The organism is Comamonas sp. FUJ_7 (assembly GCF_057369555.1).
On record NZ_JBXXZI010000001.1, the window covers coordinates 102,186 to 122,056 of the forward strand.

Below are 19,871 nucleotides of genomic sequence, written 5' to 3' on the forward strand. Positions count from 1 at the left end.
GAAGAGGCAGCTTGCCCAACCTGACTTGAGGGCCTGAGGGCCCGCTTGTGGGTCTCGCAGGCTTCCTCATCAGGCGCCAGCCTTCATGAGTGAATATTTTCTTTCCATCTTGCATGGCGCGTTGCTGACAGTGGCTGTCTCGCTGGCGTCACTTTCCCTGGCTACCTTGCTGGGCTTGCTGGGTGCGATGGCCAAGCTCTCTGGCAGGCGCCCGCTGGTCTGGCTGGGCACGCTCTACACCACGGTGGTGCGCGGCATTCCAGAGCTGGTTCTGATGCTGCTGGTGTTTTATGGTGTGGCGATTGGCATCAACAGTTTTTTTGAGTCCATTGGTTCGGATTTCGTGCTGGACTTGAACCCCTTTGTGGCGGGCGTGGCGACATTGGGATTTATCTACGGTGCCTATATGACCGAGACCTTTCGCGGAGCCATTCTGGCCATTCCGCGCGGTCAGATGGAGGCGGCCTGGGCGTTTGGCATGACGCCGTTTCAGACCTTTGTGCGCATCACCTTGCCTCAGATGGTGCGCTATGCCTTGCCGGGCTATACCAATAACTGGCTGATTTTGATCAAAGCCACGGCCTTGGTCAGCCTGATCGGATTGCATGACATGACGTATCTGGCGAAACAGGCCAGCGCCGCCACTCGTGAGCCTTTTGTCTTTTTGCTGTTTGCAGCAGGCCTGTACCTGGTCTTCACCAGCATTTCCTTGTGGGCGCTCAAACGGCTCAATGCACGCTACAGCCTGGGCACCGAAAAGGTGCAGCTATGAGTTGGGATGTCATCTTCCAAGCTGAGCACATGGCTATGTATGGCCAAGGCCTGCTGATCACGCTATGGCTGCTGCTGAGCAGTCTTGCTATCGGTATGGTGTTGGCGGTGAGCATTGCATTGGCGCTGACCAGCGGCAATGCCTGGCTGGCCAGGCCTGCAGCAGCTTTCACCTATTTCATTCGCGGAACGCCGCTGCTGATTCAGATATATCTGATTTATTACGGGCTGGGGCAGCTGGAGTGGATACAGGCGCGCTGGGATGAGGTCTGGCCCTGGACATATTTCAAACAGCCATTTTTTTGCGCCTTGTTGGCCTTTGCATTGAACAACGGTGGCTATACGGCTGAAATCCTAGCGGGAGCGATTCGAGAGACTGCTCCCGGTGAAGTGGAAGCGGGCCAGGCCATGGGGATGGGGCGCTGGCAGATCATGTGGCGCCTGGTTCTACCTTCTGCCATGCGGCGCACTTTGCCGCCCTACAGCAACGAGGTGGTGCAAATGCTGCATTCCACCAGCCTGGCCAGTGTGGTGCCTGCGCTCACGGACGTGACGGCGGTGGCCAGCCGTATTTATTCAGACTTTTATCTGCCATTCGAGGCCTATCTCGCCGCAGCTGCTATTTATTTGTCAGTAACTTTTGCTTTGATTGGCGTATTTCGTATGCTGGAAAAGCACTTTCTGGCTTATCTGGCGCCGCGCACCTGAAGGTGGCCTTTTCGTTTTGCATTCATGACTTCCAACTTATACAAGCTTCAAGCCGAAGGTATTTACAAGAGCTACGGCAGCAATCAGGTGCTCAAAGGCGTGTCTTTGACGGCCAAGGCCGGTGATGTGGTGAGCTTGATCGGTAGCTCTGGCTCTGGCAAGTCCACGCTGCTGCGCTGCATCAACCTGCTGGAAAAGCCTCAGCAGGGCCGTATCGTTGTTGCTGGCGAGGAGTTGCAGCTCAAAGTCGGCCGAAAAGGAGAGCTGGAGGCGGTGCATGCCAAGCAGTTGCAGCAACTGCGAACCAAGCTCGCCATGGTGTTTCAGCATTTCAATCTGTGGGCGCACAAGACAGTGCTGCAGAACGTGATCGAGGCGCCGATCCATGTGCTGGGGCTTAGCAAAGAAGAGGCGGTGGAGCGTGCGCGTCGTTACCTGAAACTGGTAGGCCTAGAGGGGCGCGAAGATACTTGGCCCAATCACATGAGTGGCGGGCAGCAGCAGCGTGTTGCGATTGCTCGTGCCCTGGCTGTCGAACCGGAGGTCATGCTGTTCGATGAGCCTACCAGTGCACTGGATCCTGAATTGGTGGGGGAGGTCCTGCGTGTCATGCGTCTGCTGGCGGAGCAAGGTAGAACCATGGTGGTGGTAACTCATGAGATGGGTTTTGCCAGAGAAGTATCCAACCAGGTCATTTTTCTGCACCAGGGCTTTGTTGAAGAGCAGGGAGATCCACGTGAAGTTCTGCGCAATCCGCAAAGTGAGAGACTGAGCAAATTCTTGTCAGGTAGTCTGAAATAAGCGGTTATCGCTGCAATAGGCCATAAAAAAGCCGCATTTACATGCGGCTTTTTTTCTGAGCAGCCTTGTTTCGCGCCGCTGCACAAGTGAATTACTTCTGTGCCAGAACCCAGGCCACCAGCTTCTTGGCATCAGCTTCATTGACTTGGGGGTTGGCGGGCATGGGTACGGGACCCCACACGCCGGAGCCGCCCTTGATGACCTTGACTGCCAGCTTGTCAGCGGCATCCTTTTGACCTGCGTACTTGGCAGCCACGTCCTTGAAGGAGGGGCCCACCAGCTTCTTGTCAACAGCGTGGCAAGCCATGCAGTTCTTGGATTGAGCCAGGGCCTGGTCGGCCATTGCTGGCGCTGCAGCAGCAGCGGAGAATGCGAAAGCGATCAGAATTTTCTTCATCATGAGTTTCCGGGTGCAGTTTTAAACTGAGGTTAGATTTTTGCTGCATTGTAGTGCGCGCATTGAATATTGTTTGGTGTACGCACTATTGAGAAATTAAAGGAGGGTGTATGTATTTGTTAGGTTTGGCGATTGTGCTGACATTGTTGAAAGCAGCTGAAATCGGGCCGGTTGCAGACTGGAGTTGGTGGTACATCCTGGGCGTATATGGTGGTGCCGCCGCCTGGTGGGCCTGGGCGGATACTTCGGGTTACACCAAGCGCAAGGAGATGGAAAAGATGGACCGTCGTAAGAAAGAGCGTATTGAGCGACAGAAACAGGCCATGACACCGGGGCAGAGGCGTCGCTGATAAGTGATCAAGACATCGCCATTGACGATGTTCTTGTAGACCTGTGCCCATGACCGTCCAATGCTCTGAGAGCATCTTATGGCAGCACTGGGCCATAATCCCAAGGTTCATTTTTGATAACGTCTGATTAGCAAACCCCATGCCCGCATACCGTTCCAAAACCTCCACCGGCGGCCGCAACATGGCCGGTGCGCGCGCCCTGTGGCGTGCCACTGGCATGAAAGATGGCGACTTTGACAAGCCCATCATCGCCATTGCCAACTCCTTCACCCAGTTCGTGCCCGGCCACGTGCACCTGAAGGACATGGGCCAACTGGTCGCGCGCGAGATCGAGGCTGCGGGTGGCGTTGCTAAGGAATTCAATACCATCGCCGTAGACGATGGTATTGCCATGGGTCATGACGGCATGCTGTACTCGCTGCCCAGCCGCGACCTGATTGCTGACTCAGTCGAATACATGGTCAACGCCCACTGCGCCGACGCTCTGGTGTGCATCTCCAACTGCGACAAGATCACCCCCGGCATGCTCATGGCAGCCATGCGCCTGAACATTCCGGTGATCTTCGTCTCCGGCGGCCCCATGGAAGCGGGCAAGACCAAGCTGGCCAACCCCGACACCAAGGTCATCGAGTTCAAGAAGCTGGACCTGGTGGATGCCATGGTCATCGCCGCCGACCAGCGCTTCTCCGATGAAGAAGTGGCGCAGGTCGAGCGCTCGGCTTGCCCTACCTGTGGTTCCTGCTCGGGTATGTTCACCGCCAACTCCATGAACTGCCTGACCGAGGCTCTGGGTCTGTCCCTGCCCGGCAACGGTACCGTGGTTGCCACGCACGCCGATCGCGAGCAATTGTTCAAGCAGGCAGGTCATCGCATTGTGGAGCTGGCCAAGCAGTACTACGAGCAAGATGACGAGTCCGTGCTGCCGCGCGCTGTGGGCTTCAAGGCGTTTGAGAACGCCATCACCCTGGACATCGCCATGGGCGGCTCCACCAACACCATCCTGCACCTGCTGGCCATTGCCCAGGAAGCCGGCATCGACTTCACCATGGCTGACATCGACCGCCTCTCGCGTGTCGTGCCCCAGCTTTGCAAGGTGGCTCCCAATACGCAGAAGTACCACATTGAAGACGTGCACCGTGCAGGCGGCATCATGGCCATCCTGGGTGAGCTGGCCCGCGCCGGCAAGCTGCACACCGATGTGCCTACTGTCTCGGGCGGAACCATGGGCGAGGTGTTGGCCAAGTGGGATGTGATGGTGACTCAGGATGAGGCCGTCAAGCACTTCTATCTGGCTGGCCCTGCCGGTATTCCTACGCAAGTGGCTTTCAGCCAGAACACTCGCTGGCCCAGCCTGGATCTGGACCGCGCCGATGGCTGCATCCGCTCCTACGACCACGCGTTCAGCAAGGAAGGCGGTCTGGCCGTGCTGACTGGCAACATCGCCATGAACGGCTGTGTGGTGAAGTCGGCTGGCGTCGATGAATCCATTCTGGTGTTTGAAGGCCCTGCCCACGTGGTGGAGTCGCAGGACGAGGCCGTCGAACACATCCTGAACGACAAGGTCAAGGCCGGTGATGTGGTCATCGTGCGCTATGAAGGCCCCAAGGGTGGGCCCGGCATGCAGGAAATGCTCTACCCCACCAGCTACCTCAAGTCCAAGGGCTTGGGCAAGGTCTGCGCACTGCTGACCGATGGTCGCTTCTCGGGCGGTACCTCCGGTCTGTCGATTGGTCACTGCTCGCCCGAAGCAGCTGCCGGTGGCAACATTGGACTGGTGCGCAATGGTGACATCATCCGCATCGACATTCCCAACCGCACCATCAACATGCTGGTCAGCGACGAAGAATTGGCCAAGCGCCGCGAAGCGCAGAACGCCAAGGGCTGGAAGCCTGCCGAGGCACGCCCACGCAAGATTTCTGCGGCCCTGAAGGCCTATGCCAAGCTGGTGACCAGCGCCGACACCGGTGCCGTGCGTGACCTGTCCTTGCTGGACGACTGATCGCTCTCCGTTACGTTTGTTTCGTCATTGCGTCAGCACGGCTATCCGTGCTGACGGACAATCTCGCAGCCGCCCGATGCAAGTCGTGCGGCTGTTTTTTATTGTCTCGCCAGAAAGTGATTTCCATGTTGTCCGCCGTTCGTCGCTCTTTCTTGTTAAAGACTGCAGGGGCGCTTGCCCTGCTCGGAGGCGGAATTACGCAGGCAGCAGGCGGGCCACAGGCAGTGGAGGCCAGCTATCCGCAGCATCCTGTGCGCCTGGTAGTTCCGTTCACGCCAGGCGGCTCTACCGATATCGTGGCCCGACTGGTCGCAGATGCCATGCATGCCCGACTGGGGCAGGCCGTGGTGGTGGACAACCGCTCCGGGGCCAGTGGCCTCATCGGGGCAGAGGCCGTGGCCAATGCGGCGCCTGATGGCTACACCATAGGTTTGGGCACCATCAGCACGCTGGTAGTCAACCCCATCATGCTGCCGCAGTCGGCGCGCATGGATCCTGCCAAAGCGTTTGTGCCCGTGGTGGCCCTGGCTTCCATTCCCTCGGTGTTTTCTGTCCATCCCTCGCTGGGGGTACAGAACTACGGGCAGTTTTTGGCGTTGGCGCGCAGCAAGCCCGGTCAGTTCAATATCGGTTCGGCGGGCGTGGGCTCCATTGGTCATTTGATTGCTGAGCGTATCAACACCGACCTCAAGATCAAGCTGCACCATATTCCGTACAAGGGGCAGGGGCCGGTGGTCAGCAGCGCCTTGTCGGGCGAGACACAGGTGCTCAGCGATCAGTTTCCTTCCTCGGCGCCACATGTGGCTTCGGGTCGGCTGCTTCCCTTTGCTGTGGCGGCGACTGAGCGGTTAAGCGCCTTGCCTCAGGTGCCTACGTTCAAGGAGCTGGGCTATCCCGCGCTCAATGATCTGGCGATTACCTGGTTTGGCATCGTGGCCCCGGCAGGCACGCCAAAAGCCATCGTGACGCGGCTCAACAATGCGGCCAATGCGGCTTTGCAGGACCCAGCGGTGCAGCAGCGATTGCAGAGCATGGGGGTACAAGCATTGGGCGGCGAGCCGCAGCGCCTGCGCAGCTTGATGGAAGAAACCAGCAAGGCTGTGCATCAGACTGTGCATGAGCAAGAAGCGCAGACAGACAAGCCGCATTGAGTCTCTAAAAGCATAGCTGCATGCGCTTTAAATAAAAGCGTTTCAGGGTATTTTGATCGTTTTTTTAGTGCTTTAGCTGGCGCTTGAGAGGTCACGTTTCAGCCATGCGTTGCAGCGCTCCAGAACGCGGCGCTTTCGGGCTTGAGTGGGTGGTCCAGAATTCTGTTGCCCGGACAGTTTTACGGAAACGTCACCGGCCTGCGGCACAATGCCAGCCATGCTGATGTATCCGCACATTGATCCCGTTGCCGTGCAAATTGGCCCGCTGGCCGTGCACTGGTATGGCATTACCTATCTGGTGGCCTTCGGCCTGTTCCTCTTCCTGGGAACGCGCCGTATTCAACATCCCCCCTTCAAATACATGACAGGTGATCGCGCCTGGGCGCGCAAGGATGTGGAGGACATTCTTTTCCTCGGCGTGCTGGGCGTGGTGGTAGGCGGGCGCATCGGCTACTGCCTGTTCTACAAGCCCGGCTACTACCTGTCGAATCCGCTGGAGATGTTGGCTGTCTGGCAGGGCGGCATGAGTTTTCACGGCGGCCTGCTGGGGGTGATTGCCTCCATGATCTGGTTTGCCCGCTCGCGCAAGCGCAGCTGGCTGGAGGTGGCGGATTTTGTAGCGCCCTGTGTCCCTACAGGGCTGGCTGCAGGCCGCATCGGTAACTTTATCAATGGCGAGCTCTGGGGTCGTTTTGCCAGTGCCGATCTGCCCTGGGCCATGGTGTTTCCGCAAAGTGGCTCCATGCTGCCGCGCCATCCTTCGCAGCTCTATCAGTTCCTGATGGAAGGGTTGCTGCTGTTCATCATCCTCTGGTTGTATGCCCGCAAGGAGCACAAGCCAGGGCAGGTCGCTGCAGTGTTCTTGATGGGCTATGGCGCTTTCCGCTTCATTGCCGAGTACTTCCGAGAGCCCGATGATTTTCTGGGCATTCTGTCACTGGGCATGAGCATGGGGCAGTGGCTATGCATTCCCATGATCGTGGCAGGTATCGCCATGTGGGCCTGGTGCGGTAAGCAACCGGCTTATGCGGTACAGCGCAACGCTGCCTGAAGCATCAGCCCTTTAAAAAACGCAGACTTCGGTCTGCGTTTTTGCTATTGGACTGCAGTGGCGTGAAGGTCCAGAAATTGCTCATAATGGCCCTAAGCGTTACTGCAATTGCGGTATCTGCTTCTTCAATGAGAGCATGATGCCGCTAGAACAAGGAGTGAGCATATGGGCTGGGCTGGCGACTGGATTGAACAAACCAAGCTGTGGGTGCGAGGGGCGGAAAGCGACAAAGGCGATGGCGAGCATCGTGCGCTGGCGCAGCGGCTGGAAGCCACTTTGCGCCGAGGACATGAAGCCCTGTCGCCGCGCGAGCTGCGTCGTTTGCTGCAGGACATGCAGCAGGTCGCCTCGGCCACGCTCAGCGAAGTGGAGGGAGGCCGCCACGCCCAGGTTTTGATGGACTGGTATGCCAAGGCTGAGTTGCCGGCCCGCAAGGATTTCTGGCTGCTGGCGGTTGAAAAGTTCGGCCCCGATGCCAAAGCTTTGCAGGCGGCGCGTGAGCGCTATGACAAGGCAGACAGTGATGTGGAGCGCAGCGAAGCCGAGATGGGCCTGCGCCGCGCGCTGATCTCTCCGCGCACACGGCTGCTGCAGCGCTTTGCCCAGCCCAAGGGTGGCATGGGTTTCTTGGTCGATATGCGTGCCGAATTGCTGGCTCTACCCAAGGCAGAGCAGCGCTATGTGGCGCTGGATGCCGAACTGGAGCATTTGTTCTCGGGCTGGTTCGATGTGGCCATGCTGGAGCTCAGAAGCCTGAGCTGGGATTCGCCGGCATCGCTGCTGGAGAAACTGATCCAGTACGAGGCCGTGCACGATATCCGCAGCTGGGCCGATCTCAAGAATCGCCTGGACAGCGATCGCCGCTGCTATGGGTTCTTTCACCCGCGCATGCCCAATGTGCCGCTGATCTTTGTAGAGGTGGCGCTGCTCGACAAGATGGCAGGCAGCATGGCACCGCTGCTGGATGAGGGCGCTGCCGCGGCTGATCTGGCCAAGGCCAATACCGCCATCTTCTACTCCATCAGCAACACGCAAAAGGGACTCAAGGGCGTGAGCTTTGGCGACTCGCTCATCAAGCACGTGGTGGAGACGCTGACGCAGGAGTTTCCCAAGCTCAAGCAGTTCGCCACCTTGTCGCCGATTCCGGGGCTGCGCAGCTGGCTGAGCAAGAATGGCGATGCCGTACTGGCCGAGCTGGATGACAAGCAAAAAGCGGCGCTGGAGAAAGTGGCCGGAGGCCTGAGTGCCGCGCAACTACTGGCTGCGCTGGACGATCCGGGCTCCTTGCCCGAGAAGTCGGCGCTGCGCCAGGCAGCGCTGTTTTGCGCGGCCCGCTATCTGGGTCGGGAAACTGCCAAGGGGCGCCCGCTGGATGCCGTGGCACGCTTTCACCTTGGCAACGGTGCACGCGTGGAGCGCCTGAACTGGGCGGCAGACCTGTCGTCCAAGGGGCTCAAGCAATCCATGGGATTGATGGTTAATTACTTGTATGACCTCAAGCGTCTGGACAAGCACCGCAGCCTGTTGGCGCAGGGCAAGATTCCCGTTTCCTCGGAGATTGAATCGCTGTGCAAGGGATGAGTGCATCGCGATGGATGCTGCGCACAGCCTGAGCTGGTTTTTGCTCCTGCGTCTTCTCAAACCATGAATCGGGCTGCCGCACTGGCAGACCTGATGGGCACAGGAGACAGCGGATATGCAGGAATTTTCGGCAGACAAAGCAGGTTGGAAGCGACGCCAGTGGTTGCAATCGGCCGGGGGCCTGGCAGCGGCAGGTGTTGCAGGGTGGGCAGGCTGGATGGGAGCCGCACAGGCGTCGGACTGGCCAGTCCGGCCGGTCAACCTGATCGTGCCTTTTCCCGCAGGAGGCGGCACAGACACGTTTGCCAGGCCGTTCTCGGCCCAGTTTGCCAAAACCACCAGCAAGACCTTGGTGGTTGACAACCGCGGAGGGGCGGGCGGAACGCTGGGCGCCGGTATTGCCGCCAAGGCTGCGCCCGATGGCTACAACTTCTTCATGGGCGGCACCCATCACGTGATTGCGCCCTCGGTCTACCCCAAGCTCGATTACGACTTGGAGCGCGATTTCATCCCGCTGGCGCTGCTGGCCAGCGTGCCGCAAGTCGTGGTGGTCAACCCCAGGAAAGTGCCGCACACGACTTTTCAGGCCTTGCTGCAGGATTTGCGCGCCAACCCCGGCAAGTACAACTACGCCTCGGCTGGGCCGGGCTCGTCCCACCATCTGGCGGGCGAGTTGTTCAAGCTGCAGACCAAGACCCAGATCACGCATATCCCTTACAAGGGGGCGGGGCCAGCGCTACAGGATTTGATAGCGGGCAATGTGGACATGCTGTTTGACGGGTTGGGCTCCTCTGCCCAGCACATCAATGGAGGGCGCATCAAGGCGTTGATGGTCGCAGGTGCCCAGCGCAACCCGGCCTTCCCGGATGTGCCCAGCGCGGCAGAGTGCGGCTTGCCGGACTTCAATGTCACCACCTGGTACGGGCTGTGGGCGCCCAAAGGCACGCCTGTTGCGATGCAGCAGCAGATGCTGGAAGCGGTGCGCAAGATCGGCGCGGCTGAAGAGATCAAATCCACATGGGCCAAGAACGGCGCTGATTATGGGCAATTGAGCCAGCCGCAATTCGCTGCCATGGTCAAAGATGAGGTTCAGCGTTGGGCCCATGTTGTCAAGGCTGCCAATGTGAAGATCGACTCCTGATCGCTTTGTCTCTGTCTCACCTCGGCCGCAATCGCTTTGCTGCGGGGTGAAGCTCATCCTGCTCGGGCCTATGATGGCCTGCACTGTTTTTGCTTTTCCCACTCACGACTGTTACTGCGTTCGACTGCATCACGATGACCGATATGTCTCAAGCCAATCTTTACAGCGCATTGCGCGCAGCGTTTCCTGAGGACCTGACGAAAAATGCCGTAGAGGCCATAGAGCCCGATGGCTCCAGCCTCTACTACACCTGGGCCGATCTGGAACAGGGCAGTGCGCGCATCGCCAACTTGCTGGCCTCGCTGAATCTGCCCGAGAGCAGCCGCATTGCAGTGCAGGTGGAAAAGTCGGTCGAAGCCATGATGCTGTACCTGGCCACGCTGCGCTGCGGTCATGTGTTTTTGCCGCTGAACACGGCTTATCAGGCCGCAGAAATGGAGTACTTCATCACCAATGCCGAGCCTGCCGTGGTGGTCTGCGACCCCGGCTGCTTTGGCTGGGTGTCCAAGATTGCCTTCAACCATGGCGTGGGCCATGTCTATACCCTGGGGGCGGACCGCTCCGGCACGCTGCTCGATCGAGCGGCCCACCACAGTGATGAGCATCAGGTGGTGCCACGCCGCTCCGAGGATCTGGCAGCCATTCTCTACACCAGTGGCACCACGGGACGCAGCAAGGGCGCCATGCTGAGTCATGGCAATCTGCTGACCAACGCAGCCGTGCTCAAGGTGTACTGGGGCTGGCAGGAAGACGATGTACTCATTCACGCCTTGCCCATCTTTCATGTGCACGGTCTGTTTGTAGCCATTCACGGCGCGCTGCTCAACGGCAGCCCCATGATCTGGTTCGCCAAGTTCGACCCGCAGGCCGTGATGGCCCGCTTCAAGGATGCGACCGTCTTCATGGGCGTGCCCACGCTGTATGTGCGCATGCTGGCCGACGCAAGGCTGGACCGCGACATGGCTGCGCACATGCGCCTCTTCATCTCGGGCTCGGCCCCCATGCTGATCGAGACCTTCCGCGCCTGGAAGACGCGTACCGGCCACAGTGTGCTGGAGCGCTATGGCATGAGCGAGACCATCATGCTGACCTCCAACCCCTATGCTCCCGATCCTCGCTACGGCAATGAAGACGAGCGCCGTGGCGGCACTGTGGGCTTTCCGCTGCCGGGCGTTGGTGTGCGAGTGCATGGCGATGATGGCAAGGCGCTGGCGGCGGGCGAGATCGGCAATATCGAAGTGCAGGGGCCCAACGTATTTGCTGGCTACTGGCGCATGCCCGAGAAAACTGCCGAGGAATTCACGCCAGACGGCTGGTTCAAGACCGGCGATTTGGGCATGCAGGATGAGCGTGGCTACTTCACCATCGTAGGGCGCAGCAAGGATTTGATCATCTCGGGCGGCTACAACGTCTATCCGGCAGAGGTTGAGGGCTTTATCAACGACCTGGCGGGCGTGGAGGAAAGCGCCGTGGTCGGAGTGCCGCACCCGGACTTTGGCGAGGTCGGCGTTGCCGTGATCGTGCCGCGCAAGGGTGCTCAGGTGGATGGTCAGAAAATTCTGGACACGCTCAAGTCACAGCTTGCCCACTTCAAGGTACCCAAGCGCTGCCATGTGGTGGACAGCCTGCCGCGTAACACCATGGGCAAGGTGCAGAAAAAGCTTCTGCGCGATCAATACCAGAACGAGTTCGCCTGATCAGTCCACCGCGCAGGGGCTGTCGTTATTGCTTGCTTTTCAGCTGCATGTGTTGTGACTTGACTCCTAAAAAGTGAGCTGCCTGCGCTCTTGAATAGACAAACTCAGTATTGAATCAACCCAAAGACAAAGCAGCTTGTGCGCAAGCTGCTTTTAATTTGTGAGTGGCTGGCATCTGAGCTTGCCACCGGGGCAGGGGGCGCCGCGCAGCGGCTTGGGGGAAGTTGTTACTTCAGCACCAGCACAGGCACAGGGGCGTGCGTTAGCACATGCTGGGTTTCGCTGCCCAGCAGCAGCCGCTGCAGGCCCTTGCGGCCGTGCGAAGCCATGACGATCAGGTCGCAGTCATGTTTTTTGGCGGTTTCCACAATGGACTCGGCCACCAGATCGGATTGCACGATTTCGGTGCTGACGTTGACTTTGCGCTCCAGGCCAAAGGCTTTGACGCCGTCGAGAAGTGTTTGCGCCTGCTCCTTCCACTGAGTCTCGACGCGCTTGGCTTCCTTGATGTCCAGCAGGTCGCTGCCTTCCAGATAGCTGCGCGGGTAGTGAGCGACCACCTTGAGCGCAATGACGCTGGCACCGCAAAGAGCCGCTAGATCCAGGCCCGCGTGGACGGCCTTGTCCGAAAGCTCAGAGCCGTCAGTCGCAATCAGAATACGGTTGTACATAGAGATCTCCTTTCGTGTTTGCTGTCTGTCAATAAAAGCATAGGTTGATTGGGCAGTTAACGGTTGATTAATGTCAAGGTGGGTATCATCTGCCCCCGTTACGCTAGAAACATGTCCCAACACACTAACCATCAGCCCGTTGCGGCCGAGCAAGTTGTTGCTGACACTGGTTTCCTGAACGCGCCACAGATGCACAGTCATCTGCTGGACGATCCGCAAGAATGGAGCTCTTTTGGCCGCCCCGCTGGTCAAAGCTCCAGGGCCCCAATTTCTGAAAACGCGACCGAATCCCCGGTGTGGGATTCTTTTGTGGTTTTGGAGGGCATGCACTGTGCTGCATGCGCGCTGACCATCGAGGAGGCGCTTCGGGCTGTCCCCGGAGTGCAGGCAGCCGAAGTCAGTGCCGCAACGCGCCGGGCCCGCATTGAGTGGCGTCCTTCACAAGTGCTTCCATCCCAGTGGATGGAGGCTGTATCGCGTGCCGGTTATCGAGCCTTGCCTGCGCGCGACGCCTTTGCGCGTGAGCTGCGCCAGGCCGAGACACGTCGCGCCCTGTGGCGCTGGCTGGTGGCAGGCCTGTGCATGATGCAGGTGATGATGTATGCGTGGCCTGCGTACACGGCCCGGCCCGGCGATCTGTCGCTGGAGATGGAGACGCTGCTGCGCTGGGCATCCTGGGTGATTTCTCTGCCTGTGGTGCTGTTTTGCTGCGGCCCTTTTTTCAAGAGTGCCCTCAAGGACATCACCCAGCGCCGCGTGAGCATGGATTTGCCCGTGGCCATCGGCATGCTGATTACCTTCATCATCAGCACGCTGGGCACGTTCGACCCGACAGGACCTTTTGGTCATGAAGTCTTTTTTGACTCGCTGACCATGTTCGTTTTCTTCCTGCTCACGGGCCGCTGGCTGGAGCTGCGCCTGCGCGACCGCACGGCCGGCGCGCTGGAGGCAGTGATGAACCGGCTGCCGGACTCCGTGCTGCGGCGGGCCGCTGACTCCGACGAGTTTGAGCGCGTGGCGACCCGTCGCCTGCGCGTGGGCGATGTGGTGCGCGTACTGACCGGGGAGGCCTTCCCCGCAGACGGCCAGATCGTGCGCGGAACCACCCATGCCGATGAGGCCTTGCTGACCGGTGAGTCCACTCCCATTTTGCGTGCCGAGGGTGATGCCGTCACCGCTGGTAGCTATAACTTGGATAGCGTCGTCGATGTGCGCGTGGACAGCGTGGGCGAGGGCACCCGCTTTGCGCAAATCGTCAATCTGATGGAAAGCGCCTCGCTGCAAAAGCCCAATCTGGCTCAGCTGGCCGATAAGGTGGCGCGTCCCTTCCTCGTCGTCGTGTTGCTGGCGGCGCTGGGTGCCGCCATCTGGTGGTGGCCCACTGACCCTGGCAAAGCCATGATGGTGGCCGTGGCCGTGCTCATCGTGACCTGCCCCTGCGCGCTGTCGCTGGCGACTCCCGTCGCCATGCTCACGGCCGCAGGCACCCTGGCGCGCAGTGGCGTGCTGGTGCGCAATCTGCAAGGGCTGGAAGCCTTGGCTAGCGTGGACACGCTGGTATTCGACAAGACGGGCACGCTGACCCGCGACGGTTTGGTGCTGCGCGCGCTGACACCTGCTGAAGGTCAAAACACGGATGAGCTGTTGGCTCTGGCCGCCTTGCTGGCGCGCCAGTCCATGCACCCAGCATCCAAGGCTCTGGCTCAGGCAGCTCAAGTGGCGGAACTGCCCGTCAGCGACTGGCAGCTGGATTCTGTGCAGGAAGTCGCCGGCAGCGGCCTGGATGTCTGGGTGCAAGCCCGTGGTGAGGCAGAGCAGGGGCGTCATCTGCGTCGTCACCTTCGACTGGGCTCGGCCGCGCATTGCGGCGTACCCGAGCTGGCACCCCATGAGCCCGGCCAGAGTGTGATGCTGGCCGAAGAATCGGCAGAAGGCTGGAGGCCTCTGGTTCAGTTCCACCTGAGCGAAGACGTGCGCACGGAGGCTGCACAGGTCATTGCCGACCTGAAAAAACAGGGCGTAGCCGTGCAACTGCTGTCGGGTGACCGCTCTGCAGCGGTGCAGACCGTGGCGGGCAAGCTGGGCATAGAGCAGGCGCGTGGCGACTGCAAGCCACAGGACAAGCTCGATGCACTGCAGTCCGCGCAGGCTCAGGGGCGCAAAGTGGCCATGGTGGGCGACGGTCTTAATGACGGCCCAGTTTTAGCTGGAGCGCATGTCTCTTTTGCTTTTGGCAAAGCAGTGCCGCTGGCACAATCGCGCGCAGATTTTGTGGTTCTGGGCGATAGTCTGGAGTTGGTGCTACAAACCCTGCTGCTGGCGCGTCGGACCCTGTCCGTAGTACGCCAGAACCTGGGCTGGGCAGCTGCTTACAACGCCGTCTCCATTCCTCTGGCCCTGATGGGCTGGATGCCCGCCTGGCTGGCGGGGCTGGGCATGGCGCTCAGCTCTTTGCTGGTGGTGGCCAATGCCGCGCGACTGGCTCGCTCGCTTGTGCTGAAATCTTCCGATCCATCCGCCGAGCCGGCCCAGGCCGCCGAGGTGGTGGGACTGCAGCCTCAGGGAGGTCATTGATGGACATTTTGTATGTACTGATTCCGCTCTCGGTAGTGCTGGTCATGGCCATTGTGGCTGCCCTGTGGTGGGCTGTTTACCGAGGTCAGTTTGAGAGCGTGGAACAAGAGGGTGAGCGCATTCTTCGCGACGATTGATGTGGCTCAACGAGTCCGATAAGAAACCAATGAACACTTTGCAAGAAATCTAAGAGGTGCCCGATGGAAGCAACAAATAACAATGCTGTCTATTACGACGACACCGTCGTCAGACAGTTCTCTATCATGGCCGTGGTATGGGGGGTGGTAGGTATGGCGGTGGGCGTGTTTATCGCGTCCCAGCTGGCCTGGCCGGAACTCAACTTCGGTATTCCATGGCTGAGCTACGGGCGCCTGCGTCCGCTGCACACGAATGCCGTGATTTTTGCCTTTGGTGGCTCGGCTCTGTTCGCCACCAGCTACTACGTGGTGCAGCGCACCTGCCAGACCAAGCTGTTCATGCCCAAGCTGGCCAGCTTGACGTTCTGGGCCTGGCAACTGGTTATCGTCGGCGCAGCGATCAGCCTGCCCATGGGTTACACCCAGGGCAAGGAATATGCTGAGCTGGAGTGGCCTCTGGACATTCTGATTGCCGTGACCTGGGTGTCCTATGCAATCGTGTTCTTCGGTACCATCGGTATCCGCAAGGTCAAGCACATCTACGTGGCCAACTGGTTCTTCGGCGCCTTCATTCTGGCCGTGGCCCTGCTGCACATCGTCAACAACGTCTCCAGCCCCGCTGGCTGGATGAAGAGCTACTCGGCCTACGCCGGTGTGCAGGACGCCATGGTTCAGTGGTGGTACGGTCACAACGCCGTGGGCTTCTTCCTGACCGCTGGCTTCCTGGGCATGATGTATTACTTCATCCCCAAGCAGGCTGGTCGCCCCGTCTACTCGTATCGCCTGTCGATCGTGCACTTCTGGGCGCTGATCTTCACGTACATGTGGGCCGGCCCTCACCACCTGCACTACACGGCACTGCCTGACTGGACACAGTCCGTGGGCATGGTGTTCTCGCTGATCCTGCTGGCTCCCAGCTGGGGCGGCATGATCAACGGCATCATGACGCTGTCGGGTGCATGGCACAAACTGCGTGACGACCCCATCCTGCGCTTCCTGATCGTGTCCCTGTCGTTCTACGGCATGTCCACTTTCGAAGGCCCCATGATGGCCATCAAGACGGTGAACGCACTGTCTCACTACACCGACTGGACCGTGGGTCACGTTCACTCCGGCGCTCTGGGCTGGGTGGGTCTGATCACCATGGGTTCTCTGTACTACCTGATTCCCCGTCTGTTTGGCCGCGAGAAGATGCATTCCGTGCCCGCGATCGAGCTGCACTTCTGGATGGCCACCATCGGTATCGTGCTGTACATCGCCGCAATGTGGATTGCCGGCGTGATGCAGGGCCTGATGTGGCGCGCAGTCAACCCCGATGGCACGCTGACTTACACCTTCGTGGAAAGCGTGAAGGCGACCTATCCCTTCTACGTGATCCGTGTCACCGGTGGCCTGCTGTATCTGGGCGGCATGATGGTCATGGCCTGGAACACCTGGAAGACAGCCATGGCTGGCCGTTCCGTGAAGGTGGCTGTGCCTGCAGCGGTGGCGCACGCCTGAGCATTGAGGAGCAAAAGCAATGTCTGATCAAAATAACGCAGCTCCCAAGAGCTTTTCCCACGAGAAGATCGAGACCAGCAATTTCTTGCTGATCGCGCTGACACTGTTTGTGCTGACCATTGGTGGTCTGGTGGAAATCGTGCCTTTGTTCTTCCAGAAGTCCACGACCGAAGCCGTGGCGGGCCTCAAGCCCTACACACCGCTGCAGCTGATGGGCCGCGACGTCTATCTGCGCGAAGGTTGCTACAACTGCCACTCGCAGATGATTCGCCCCTTCCGCGCCGAGACCATGCGCTACGGCCACTACTCGGTTGCCGGTGAGTTCGTGTACGACCACCCCTTCCAGTGGGGCTCCAAGCGTACCGGTCCTGACCTGCACCGTGTGGGCGGCAAGTACAGCGACGAATGGCATCGCATTCACCTGAACAACCCGCGTGACGTGGTACCCGAGTCCAACATGCCTGCTTACCCCTGGCTGGAAACCAACAAGGTGGACGACACGGCTGTGGCAACGCGCATGACGGCGCTGCGCCGCGTGGGCGTGCCCTACACCGATGAGGAAATCGCTGGTGCTCAGGCCGACGTCAAGGACAAGACCGAGATGGAGGCTGTGATCGCCTATCTGCAGGTCCTGGGCCGCGCTGTCAAATAAGAGAAAGAGGGCTGGAAATGGATATCACCACCATGCGTATCGTGGCCACGCTGGCATCGCTGGCGTGTTTCGTGGGCATCTGGTGGTGGGCGTATGCCCGCCGCAACCAGGCCCGTTTTGACGAGGCAGCTCAGGTTCCATTCCTGGAAGACTGAGTCTGATCACCACAACGAGAACATCCCATGAGCGATTTCATTAACAATTTCTGGTCGGTGTACGTCGCGGCGATTACGCTGATCGGCATCTTCGGCTGCTTGCTGCTGCTGATTCTGGTGGCCCGCAAGAAGGTGGTCTCCGCTGGCGACAACACCACGGGCCACGTCTGGGACGAAGACCTGCGCGAACTCAACAACCCCATGCCCAAGTGGTGGATGGGTCTGTTTGTGATCACCGTGGTCTTTGGTCTGGCCTATCTGGCAGCCTACCCAGGCCTGGGCGGTTTCGGCGGCAAGCTGAACTGGAGCCAGACCGGTGCCTACGAGAAGGAAATGGCCAAGGCCAAGGCGGATCTGGAGCCCATGTACGCCAAGTTCACCAGCATGCCCACCGAAGAAATGGCCAAGGATCCCCAGGCCATGGCTATTGGCGAGCGTCTGTTCATGAACAACTGCGCTCAGTGCCACGGTTCTGACGCACGCGGCAGCAAGAGCTTCCCCAACCTGGCAGACGGTGACTGGCTGCATGGCGGCACTCCTGACAAGATCAAGGAAACCATCACCAACGGTCGCATCGGCGTCATGCCTCCCATGGCTGCTGCCGTGGGCACGGCTGATGATGTGCGCAACGTGGCCCACTATGTGCTGAGCCTGTCTGGCAGCCCTCACGATGCCGTCAAGGCTTCGCAAGGCAAGTCCAAGTTCGTGGCCTGCGCAGCCTGCCACGGCATGGATGGCAAGGGCAACACCGCCATGGGGGCTCCCAACCTGACCGATGACATCTGGCTGCACGGCTGGGGTGAGGCGGCCATCGTCAACATCGTCAACAATGGCAAGATGAACGAGATGCCTGCCCAGAAGGAAAAGCTGACCGAGGCGCAAATCGCCGTGCTGGCTTCCTATGTCTGGAGTCTCTCGAATACGCAAGACGCCAAGTAATGTGTAGATCAAAGGCGGTGCTCAGGCACCGCCTTTTTCACATTTCAATTTTCAGTAATTACAAAAAAATTAAGGAACTGTGATGCCGTGCGACCAAGGGAAACCTCGCAAAGTCATCCCGATCACCCCTGAGCCTCATGCAAACGGCCCGGAGATGGTGCCCATGTTTGCCTCCGAGCAAAAGGTGTACTCGCGGGCGATCAGTGGCGTGTTTTCACGTTGGCGCTGGGCCATGGTGTTCCTGACCCAGATTGTCTTCTACGGCCTGCCCTGGCTGCAGTGGGGTGAGCGCCAGATGGTGCTGTTCGATCTGGGTGCGCGCCGCTTTTACCTGTTTGGCCTGGTGCTGTACCCGCAGGACTTCATCTATCTGACGGGCTTGCTCATCATTAGTGCGCTGGGGCTGTTCCTGTTCACCGCCGTGGCCGGGCGGTTATGGTGCGGCTTTTCCTGCCCGCAGACCGTGTACACCGAGATCTTCATGTGGATCGAGAACAAGGTCGAAGGGGACCGAAGTGCTCGCATGCGCATCGACAAGAGCGGCTGGACTTTCGAGAAGATCTGGAAGAAGTCGCTCAAGCAGTTTCTCTGGATTGCGCTGTCTGTCTGGACCGGCTTTACCTTCGTGGGCTATTTTGTGCCCATTCGCGAGCTGGGCGGCGAGCTGATGGCGCTGCAGGGCAGCTGGCAGATTTTCTGGGTGCTGTTCTATGGCTTCGCCACCTATGGCAACGCCGGCTATATGCGCGAGCAGGTCTGCAAGTACATGTGCCCCTATGCACGCTTTCAGAGTGCCATGTTCGACAAGGACACCATGATCGTCAGCTACGACGCTGAGCGTGGTGAAAATCGTGGCCCTCGCAAGAAGGATGTGGATTACAAGGCGCAAGGCCTGGGTGACTGCATTGACTGCAAGCTGTGCGTGCAGGTCTGCCCTGTGGGTATCGATATCCGCAAGGGGCTGCAGTACGAATGCATTGGCTGTGGTCTTTGCATCGACGCCTGCAACTCCGTGATGGACAAGATGGAGTATCCGCGCGGCCTGATCCGCCTGACCACGCAGAACGCCGTGGCCAAGGCCTGGAAACATGCGCAGGTGATTCGCCGCATCTTCCGTCCGCGTGTGCTGATTTATTCGGCAGTGCTGCTGGGCCTGAGTGGTGCCATGATCGCCAGCCTGGTGCTGCGCGAGCCGCTCAAGGTGGATGTGATTCGTGACCGCGCCGCTCTCTCGCGTATTGTGGCGGGCGGCAAGCTGGAGAACGTCTACCGCCTGCAGATCATGAATGCCACGGAAACCGAGCAGCGTTACCGTATCACTGCGGTAGGACTGGAAAACCTGGAAGTGGCTTCTGATCAGGAGGTGACGGTAGGCCCGGCCGAGACACGCGGCATTGCCGTGCGACTGCAGATTCCTTATGGTTCCGCAGACTCCGGCTCGCACACCGTGTATTTCAATGTGGATGCAGTGACCGCAGGAGCCGGGCGCATTTCAGAGAAAACCGTGTTCCTGGTGCCGCGCTAACTTTCTCGGAACCGGCCTTTCGCCTGCATGACGGAGGTCGGACAAGGACATCGCCAATCGGCAACAATTTG

At 59.5% G+C, this 19,871-nt stretch carries 19 protein-coding genes; 17 read left to right on the forward strand and 2 right to left on the reverse strand.

Annotation, left to right across the window (positions count from 1 at the left end; genetic code table 11):
- The first annotated feature begins 85 nt into the window (after positions 1 to 85).
- Genes AC2I9W_RS00500 through AC2I9W_RS00510 form a run of 3 tightly spaced genes read left to right on the forward strand, consistent with a single transcriptional unit; the run spans position 86 to position 2,280 of the window.
- Positions 86 to 772, forward strand: a complete 687-nt coding sequence (locus AC2I9W_RS00500) for an ABC transporter permease (protein WP_486408147.1) — start codon at positions 86 to 88, stop codon at positions 770 to 772.
- The gene (locus AC2I9W_RS00505) at positions 769 to 1,479 is read left to right on the forward strand and encodes an ABC transporter permease (RefSeq protein WP_486408148.1); all 711 of its coding nucleotides are present in this window, start codon (positions 769 to 771) and stop codon (positions 1,477 to 1,479) included. The genes AC2I9W_RS00500 and AC2I9W_RS00505 overlap by 4 nt, the downstream gene beginning before the upstream one ends.
- Before the next feature lie 24 nt (positions 1,480 to 1,503).
- On the forward strand, positions 1,504 to 2,280 hold the full coding sequence (locus tag AC2I9W_RS00510) for an ABC transporter ATP-binding protein (protein ID WP_486408149.1): 777 nt from the start codon (positions 1,504 to 1,506) through the stop codon (positions 2,278 to 2,280).
- Positions 2,281 to 2,371: 91 nt separating this feature from the next.
- On the opposite strand, the gene AC2I9W_RS00515 is transcribed toward AC2I9W_RS00510, so the two are convergent.
- Entirely contained in the window at positions 2,372 to 2,677 is a 306-nt protein-coding gene (locus AC2I9W_RS00515; RefSeq protein WP_486408679.1) for a c-type cytochrome, read from the reverse strand.
- Positions 2,678 to 2,787: 110 nt separating this feature from the next.
- Between AC2I9W_RS00515 and AC2I9W_RS00520 the strand changes: the two genes are divergently transcribed.
- The 7 genes from AC2I9W_RS00520 (at position 2,788) to AC2I9W_RS00550 (ending at position 11,647) form a co-directional block, all read left to right on the forward strand.
- Positions 2,788 to 3,027: a TIGR04438 family Trp-rich protein gene (locus AC2I9W_RS00520; protein WP_486408150.1), complete on the forward strand. Its 240-nt coding sequence runs from the start codon at positions 2,788 to 2,790 to the stop codon at positions 3,025 to 3,027.
- A gap of 139 nt (positions 3,028 to 3,166) precedes the next feature.
- Positions 3,167 to 5,026, forward strand: a complete 1,860-nt coding sequence (gene ilvD, locus AC2I9W_RS00525) for a dihydroxy-acid dehydratase (protein ID WP_486408151.1) — start codon at positions 3,167 to 3,169, stop codon at positions 5,024 to 5,026.
- 125 nt (positions 5,027 to 5,151) lie between these two features.
- Positions 5,152 to 6,177, forward strand: coding sequence for a Bug family tripartite tricarboxylate transporter substrate binding protein (locus AC2I9W_RS00530; protein WP_486408152.1), 1,026 nt, complete (start codon positions 5,152 to 5,154; stop codon positions 6,175 to 6,177).
- 208 nt (positions 6,178 to 6,385) lie between these two features.
- Positions 6,386 to 7,228: a prolipoprotein diacylglyceryl transferase gene (gene lgt / locus AC2I9W_RS00535; protein WP_486408153.1), complete on the forward strand. Its 843-nt coding sequence runs from the start codon at positions 6,386 to 6,388 to the stop codon at positions 7,226 to 7,228.
- A gap of 165 nt (positions 7,229 to 7,393) precedes the next feature.
- Positions 7,394 to 8,809, forward strand: a complete 1,416-nt coding sequence (locus AC2I9W_RS00540; protein ID WP_486408154.1) for a malonyl-CoA decarboxylase — start codon at positions 7,394 to 7,396, stop codon at positions 8,807 to 8,809.
- Positions 8,810 to 8,924: 115 nt separating this feature from the next.
- Positions 8,925 to 9,950 (forward strand): Bug family tripartite tricarboxylate transporter substrate binding protein, encoded by a 1,026-nt coding sequence (locus AC2I9W_RS00545; protein ID WP_486408155.1) that lies wholly within the window; start codon positions 8,925 to 8,927, stop codon positions 9,948 to 9,950.
- A gap of 143 nt (positions 9,951 to 10,093) precedes the next feature.
- The gene (locus AC2I9W_RS00550) at positions 10,094 to 11,647 is read left to right on the forward strand and encodes a malonate--CoA ligase (protein WP_486408680.1); all 1,554 of its coding nucleotides are present in this window, start codon (positions 10,094 to 10,096) and stop codon (positions 11,645 to 11,647) included.
- Positions 11,648 to 11,874: 227 nt separating this feature from the next.
- Here AC2I9W_RS00550 and AC2I9W_RS00555 read toward each other — a convergent pair whose 3' ends face one another.
- Entirely contained in the window at positions 11,875 to 12,318 is a 444-nt protein-coding gene (locus AC2I9W_RS00555; RefSeq protein ID WP_486408156.1) for a universal stress protein, read from the reverse strand.
- A 189-nt stretch (positions 12,319 to 12,507) separates the two neighbouring features.
- Between AC2I9W_RS00555 and AC2I9W_RS00560 the strand changes: the two genes are divergently transcribed.
- From AC2I9W_RS00560 to ccoG, 7 genes are all read left to right on the forward strand, one after another.
- Positions 12,508 to 14,892, forward strand: a complete 2,385-nt coding sequence (locus AC2I9W_RS00560) for a heavy metal translocating P-type ATPase (protein ID WP_486408681.1) — start codon at positions 12,508 to 12,510, stop codon at positions 14,890 to 14,892.
- Complete coding sequence (ccoS, locus tag AC2I9W_RS00565) at positions 14,892 to 15,029, forward strand: cbb3-type cytochrome oxidase assembly protein CcoS (protein ID WP_003056328.1); 138 nt, start codon at positions 14,892 to 14,894, stop codon at positions 15,027 to 15,029. Before AC2I9W_RS00560 ends, ccoS begins: the two co-directional genes overlap by 1 nt.
- Before the next feature lie 63 nt (positions 15,030 to 15,092).
- The gene (gene ccoN / locus AC2I9W_RS00570; protein WP_486408157.1) at positions 15,093 to 16,529 is read left to right on the forward strand and encodes a cytochrome-c oxidase, cbb3-type subunit I; all 1,437 of its coding nucleotides are present in this window, start codon (positions 15,093 to 15,095) and stop codon (positions 16,527 to 16,529) included.
- Between the two features lie 19 nt (positions 16,530 to 16,548).
- A complete protein-coding gene (gene ccoO / locus AC2I9W_RS00575; protein WP_158391018.1) occupies positions 16,549 to 17,181 on the forward strand; it encodes a cytochrome-c oxidase, cbb3-type subunit II in 633 nt (210 codons plus the stop codon).
- A 17-nt stretch (positions 17,182 to 17,198) separates the two neighbouring features.
- Entirely contained in the window at positions 17,199 to 17,336 is a 138-nt protein-coding gene (locus AC2I9W_RS00580) for a cbb3-type cytochrome oxidase subunit 3 (protein ID WP_003063128.1), read from the forward strand.
- Positions 17,337 to 17,363: 27 nt separating this feature from the next.
- Positions 17,364 to 18,275: a cytochrome-c oxidase, cbb3-type subunit III gene (ccoP, locus tag AC2I9W_RS00585; RefSeq protein WP_486408158.1), complete on the forward strand. Its 912-nt coding sequence runs from the start codon at positions 17,364 to 17,366 to the stop codon at positions 18,273 to 18,275.
- Between the two features lie 82 nt (positions 18,276 to 18,357).
- A complete protein-coding gene (gene ccoG, locus AC2I9W_RS00590) occupies positions 18,358 to 19,800 on the forward strand; it encodes a cytochrome c oxidase accessory protein CcoG (RefSeq protein WP_486408159.1) in 1,443 nt (480 codons plus the stop codon).
- Positions 19,801 to 19,871: the final 71 nt, after the last annotated feature.

Coding starts and splice junctions, on each gene's coding strand:
- AC2I9W_RS00500 (WP_486408147.1), top strand. CDS start 86: ATGAGTGAATATTTTCTTTCCATCTTGCATGGCGCGTTGCTGACAGTG.
- AC2I9W_RS00505 (WP_486408148.1), top strand. CDS start 769: ATGAGTTGGGATGTCATCTTCCAAGCTGAGCACATGGCTATGTATGGC.
- AC2I9W_RS00510 (WP_486408149.1), top strand. CDS start 1,504: ATGACTTCCAACTTATACAAGCTTCAAGCCGAAGGTATTTACAAGAGC.
- AC2I9W_RS00515 (WP_486408679.1), bottom strand. CDS start 2,677: ATGAAGAAAATTCTGATCGCTTTCGCATTCTCCGCTGCTGCTGCAGCG.
- AC2I9W_RS00520 (WP_486408150.1), top strand. CDS start 2,788: ATGTATTTGTTAGGTTTGGCGATTGTGCTGACATTGTTGAAAGCAGCT.
- ilvD (WP_486408151.1), top strand. CDS start 3,167: ATGCCCGCATACCGTTCCAAAACCTCCACCGGCGGCCGCAACATGGCC.
- AC2I9W_RS00530 (WP_486408152.1), top strand. CDS start 5,152: ATGTTGTCCGCCGTTCGTCGCTCTTTCTTGTTAAAGACTGCAGGGGCG.
- lgt (WP_486408153.1), top strand. CDS start 6,386: ATGCCAGCCATGCTGATGTATCCGCACATTGATCCCGTTGCCGTGCAA.
- AC2I9W_RS00540 (WP_486408154.1), top strand. CDS start 7,394: ATGGGCTGGGCTGGCGACTGGATTGAACAAACCAAGCTGTGGGTGCGA.
- AC2I9W_RS00545 (WP_486408155.1), top strand. CDS start 8,925: ATGCAGGAATTTTCGGCAGACAAAGCAGGTTGGAAGCGACGCCAGTGG.
- AC2I9W_RS00550 (WP_486408680.1), top strand. CDS start 10,094: ATGTCTCAAGCCAATCTTTACAGCGCATTGCGCGCAGCGTTTCCTGAG.
- AC2I9W_RS00555 (WP_486408156.1), bottom strand. CDS start 12,318: ATGTACAACCGTATTCTGATTGCGACTGACGGCTCTGAGCTTTCGGAC.
- AC2I9W_RS00560 (WP_486408681.1), top strand. CDS start 12,508: ATGCACAGTCATCTGCTGGACGATCCGCAAGAATGGAGCTCTTTTGGC.
- ccoS (WP_003056328.1), top strand. CDS start 14,892: ATGGACATTTTGTATGTACTGATTCCGCTCTCGGTAGTGCTGGTCATG.
- ccoN (WP_486408157.1), top strand. CDS start 15,093: ATGGAAGCAACAAATAACAATGCTGTCTATTACGACGACACCGTCGTC.
- ccoO (WP_158391018.1), top strand. CDS start 16,549: ATGTCTGATCAAAATAACGCAGCTCCCAAGAGCTTTTCCCACGAGAAG.
- AC2I9W_RS00580 (WP_003063128.1), top strand. CDS start 17,199: ATGGATATCACCACCATGCGTATCGTGGCCACGCTGGCATCGCTGGCG.
- ccoP (WP_486408158.1), top strand. CDS start 17,364: ATGAGCGATTTCATTAACAATTTCTGGTCGGTGTACGTCGCGGCGATT.
- ccoG (WP_486408159.1), top strand. CDS start 18,358: ATGCCGTGCGACCAAGGGAAACCTCGCAAAGTCATCCCGATCACCCCT.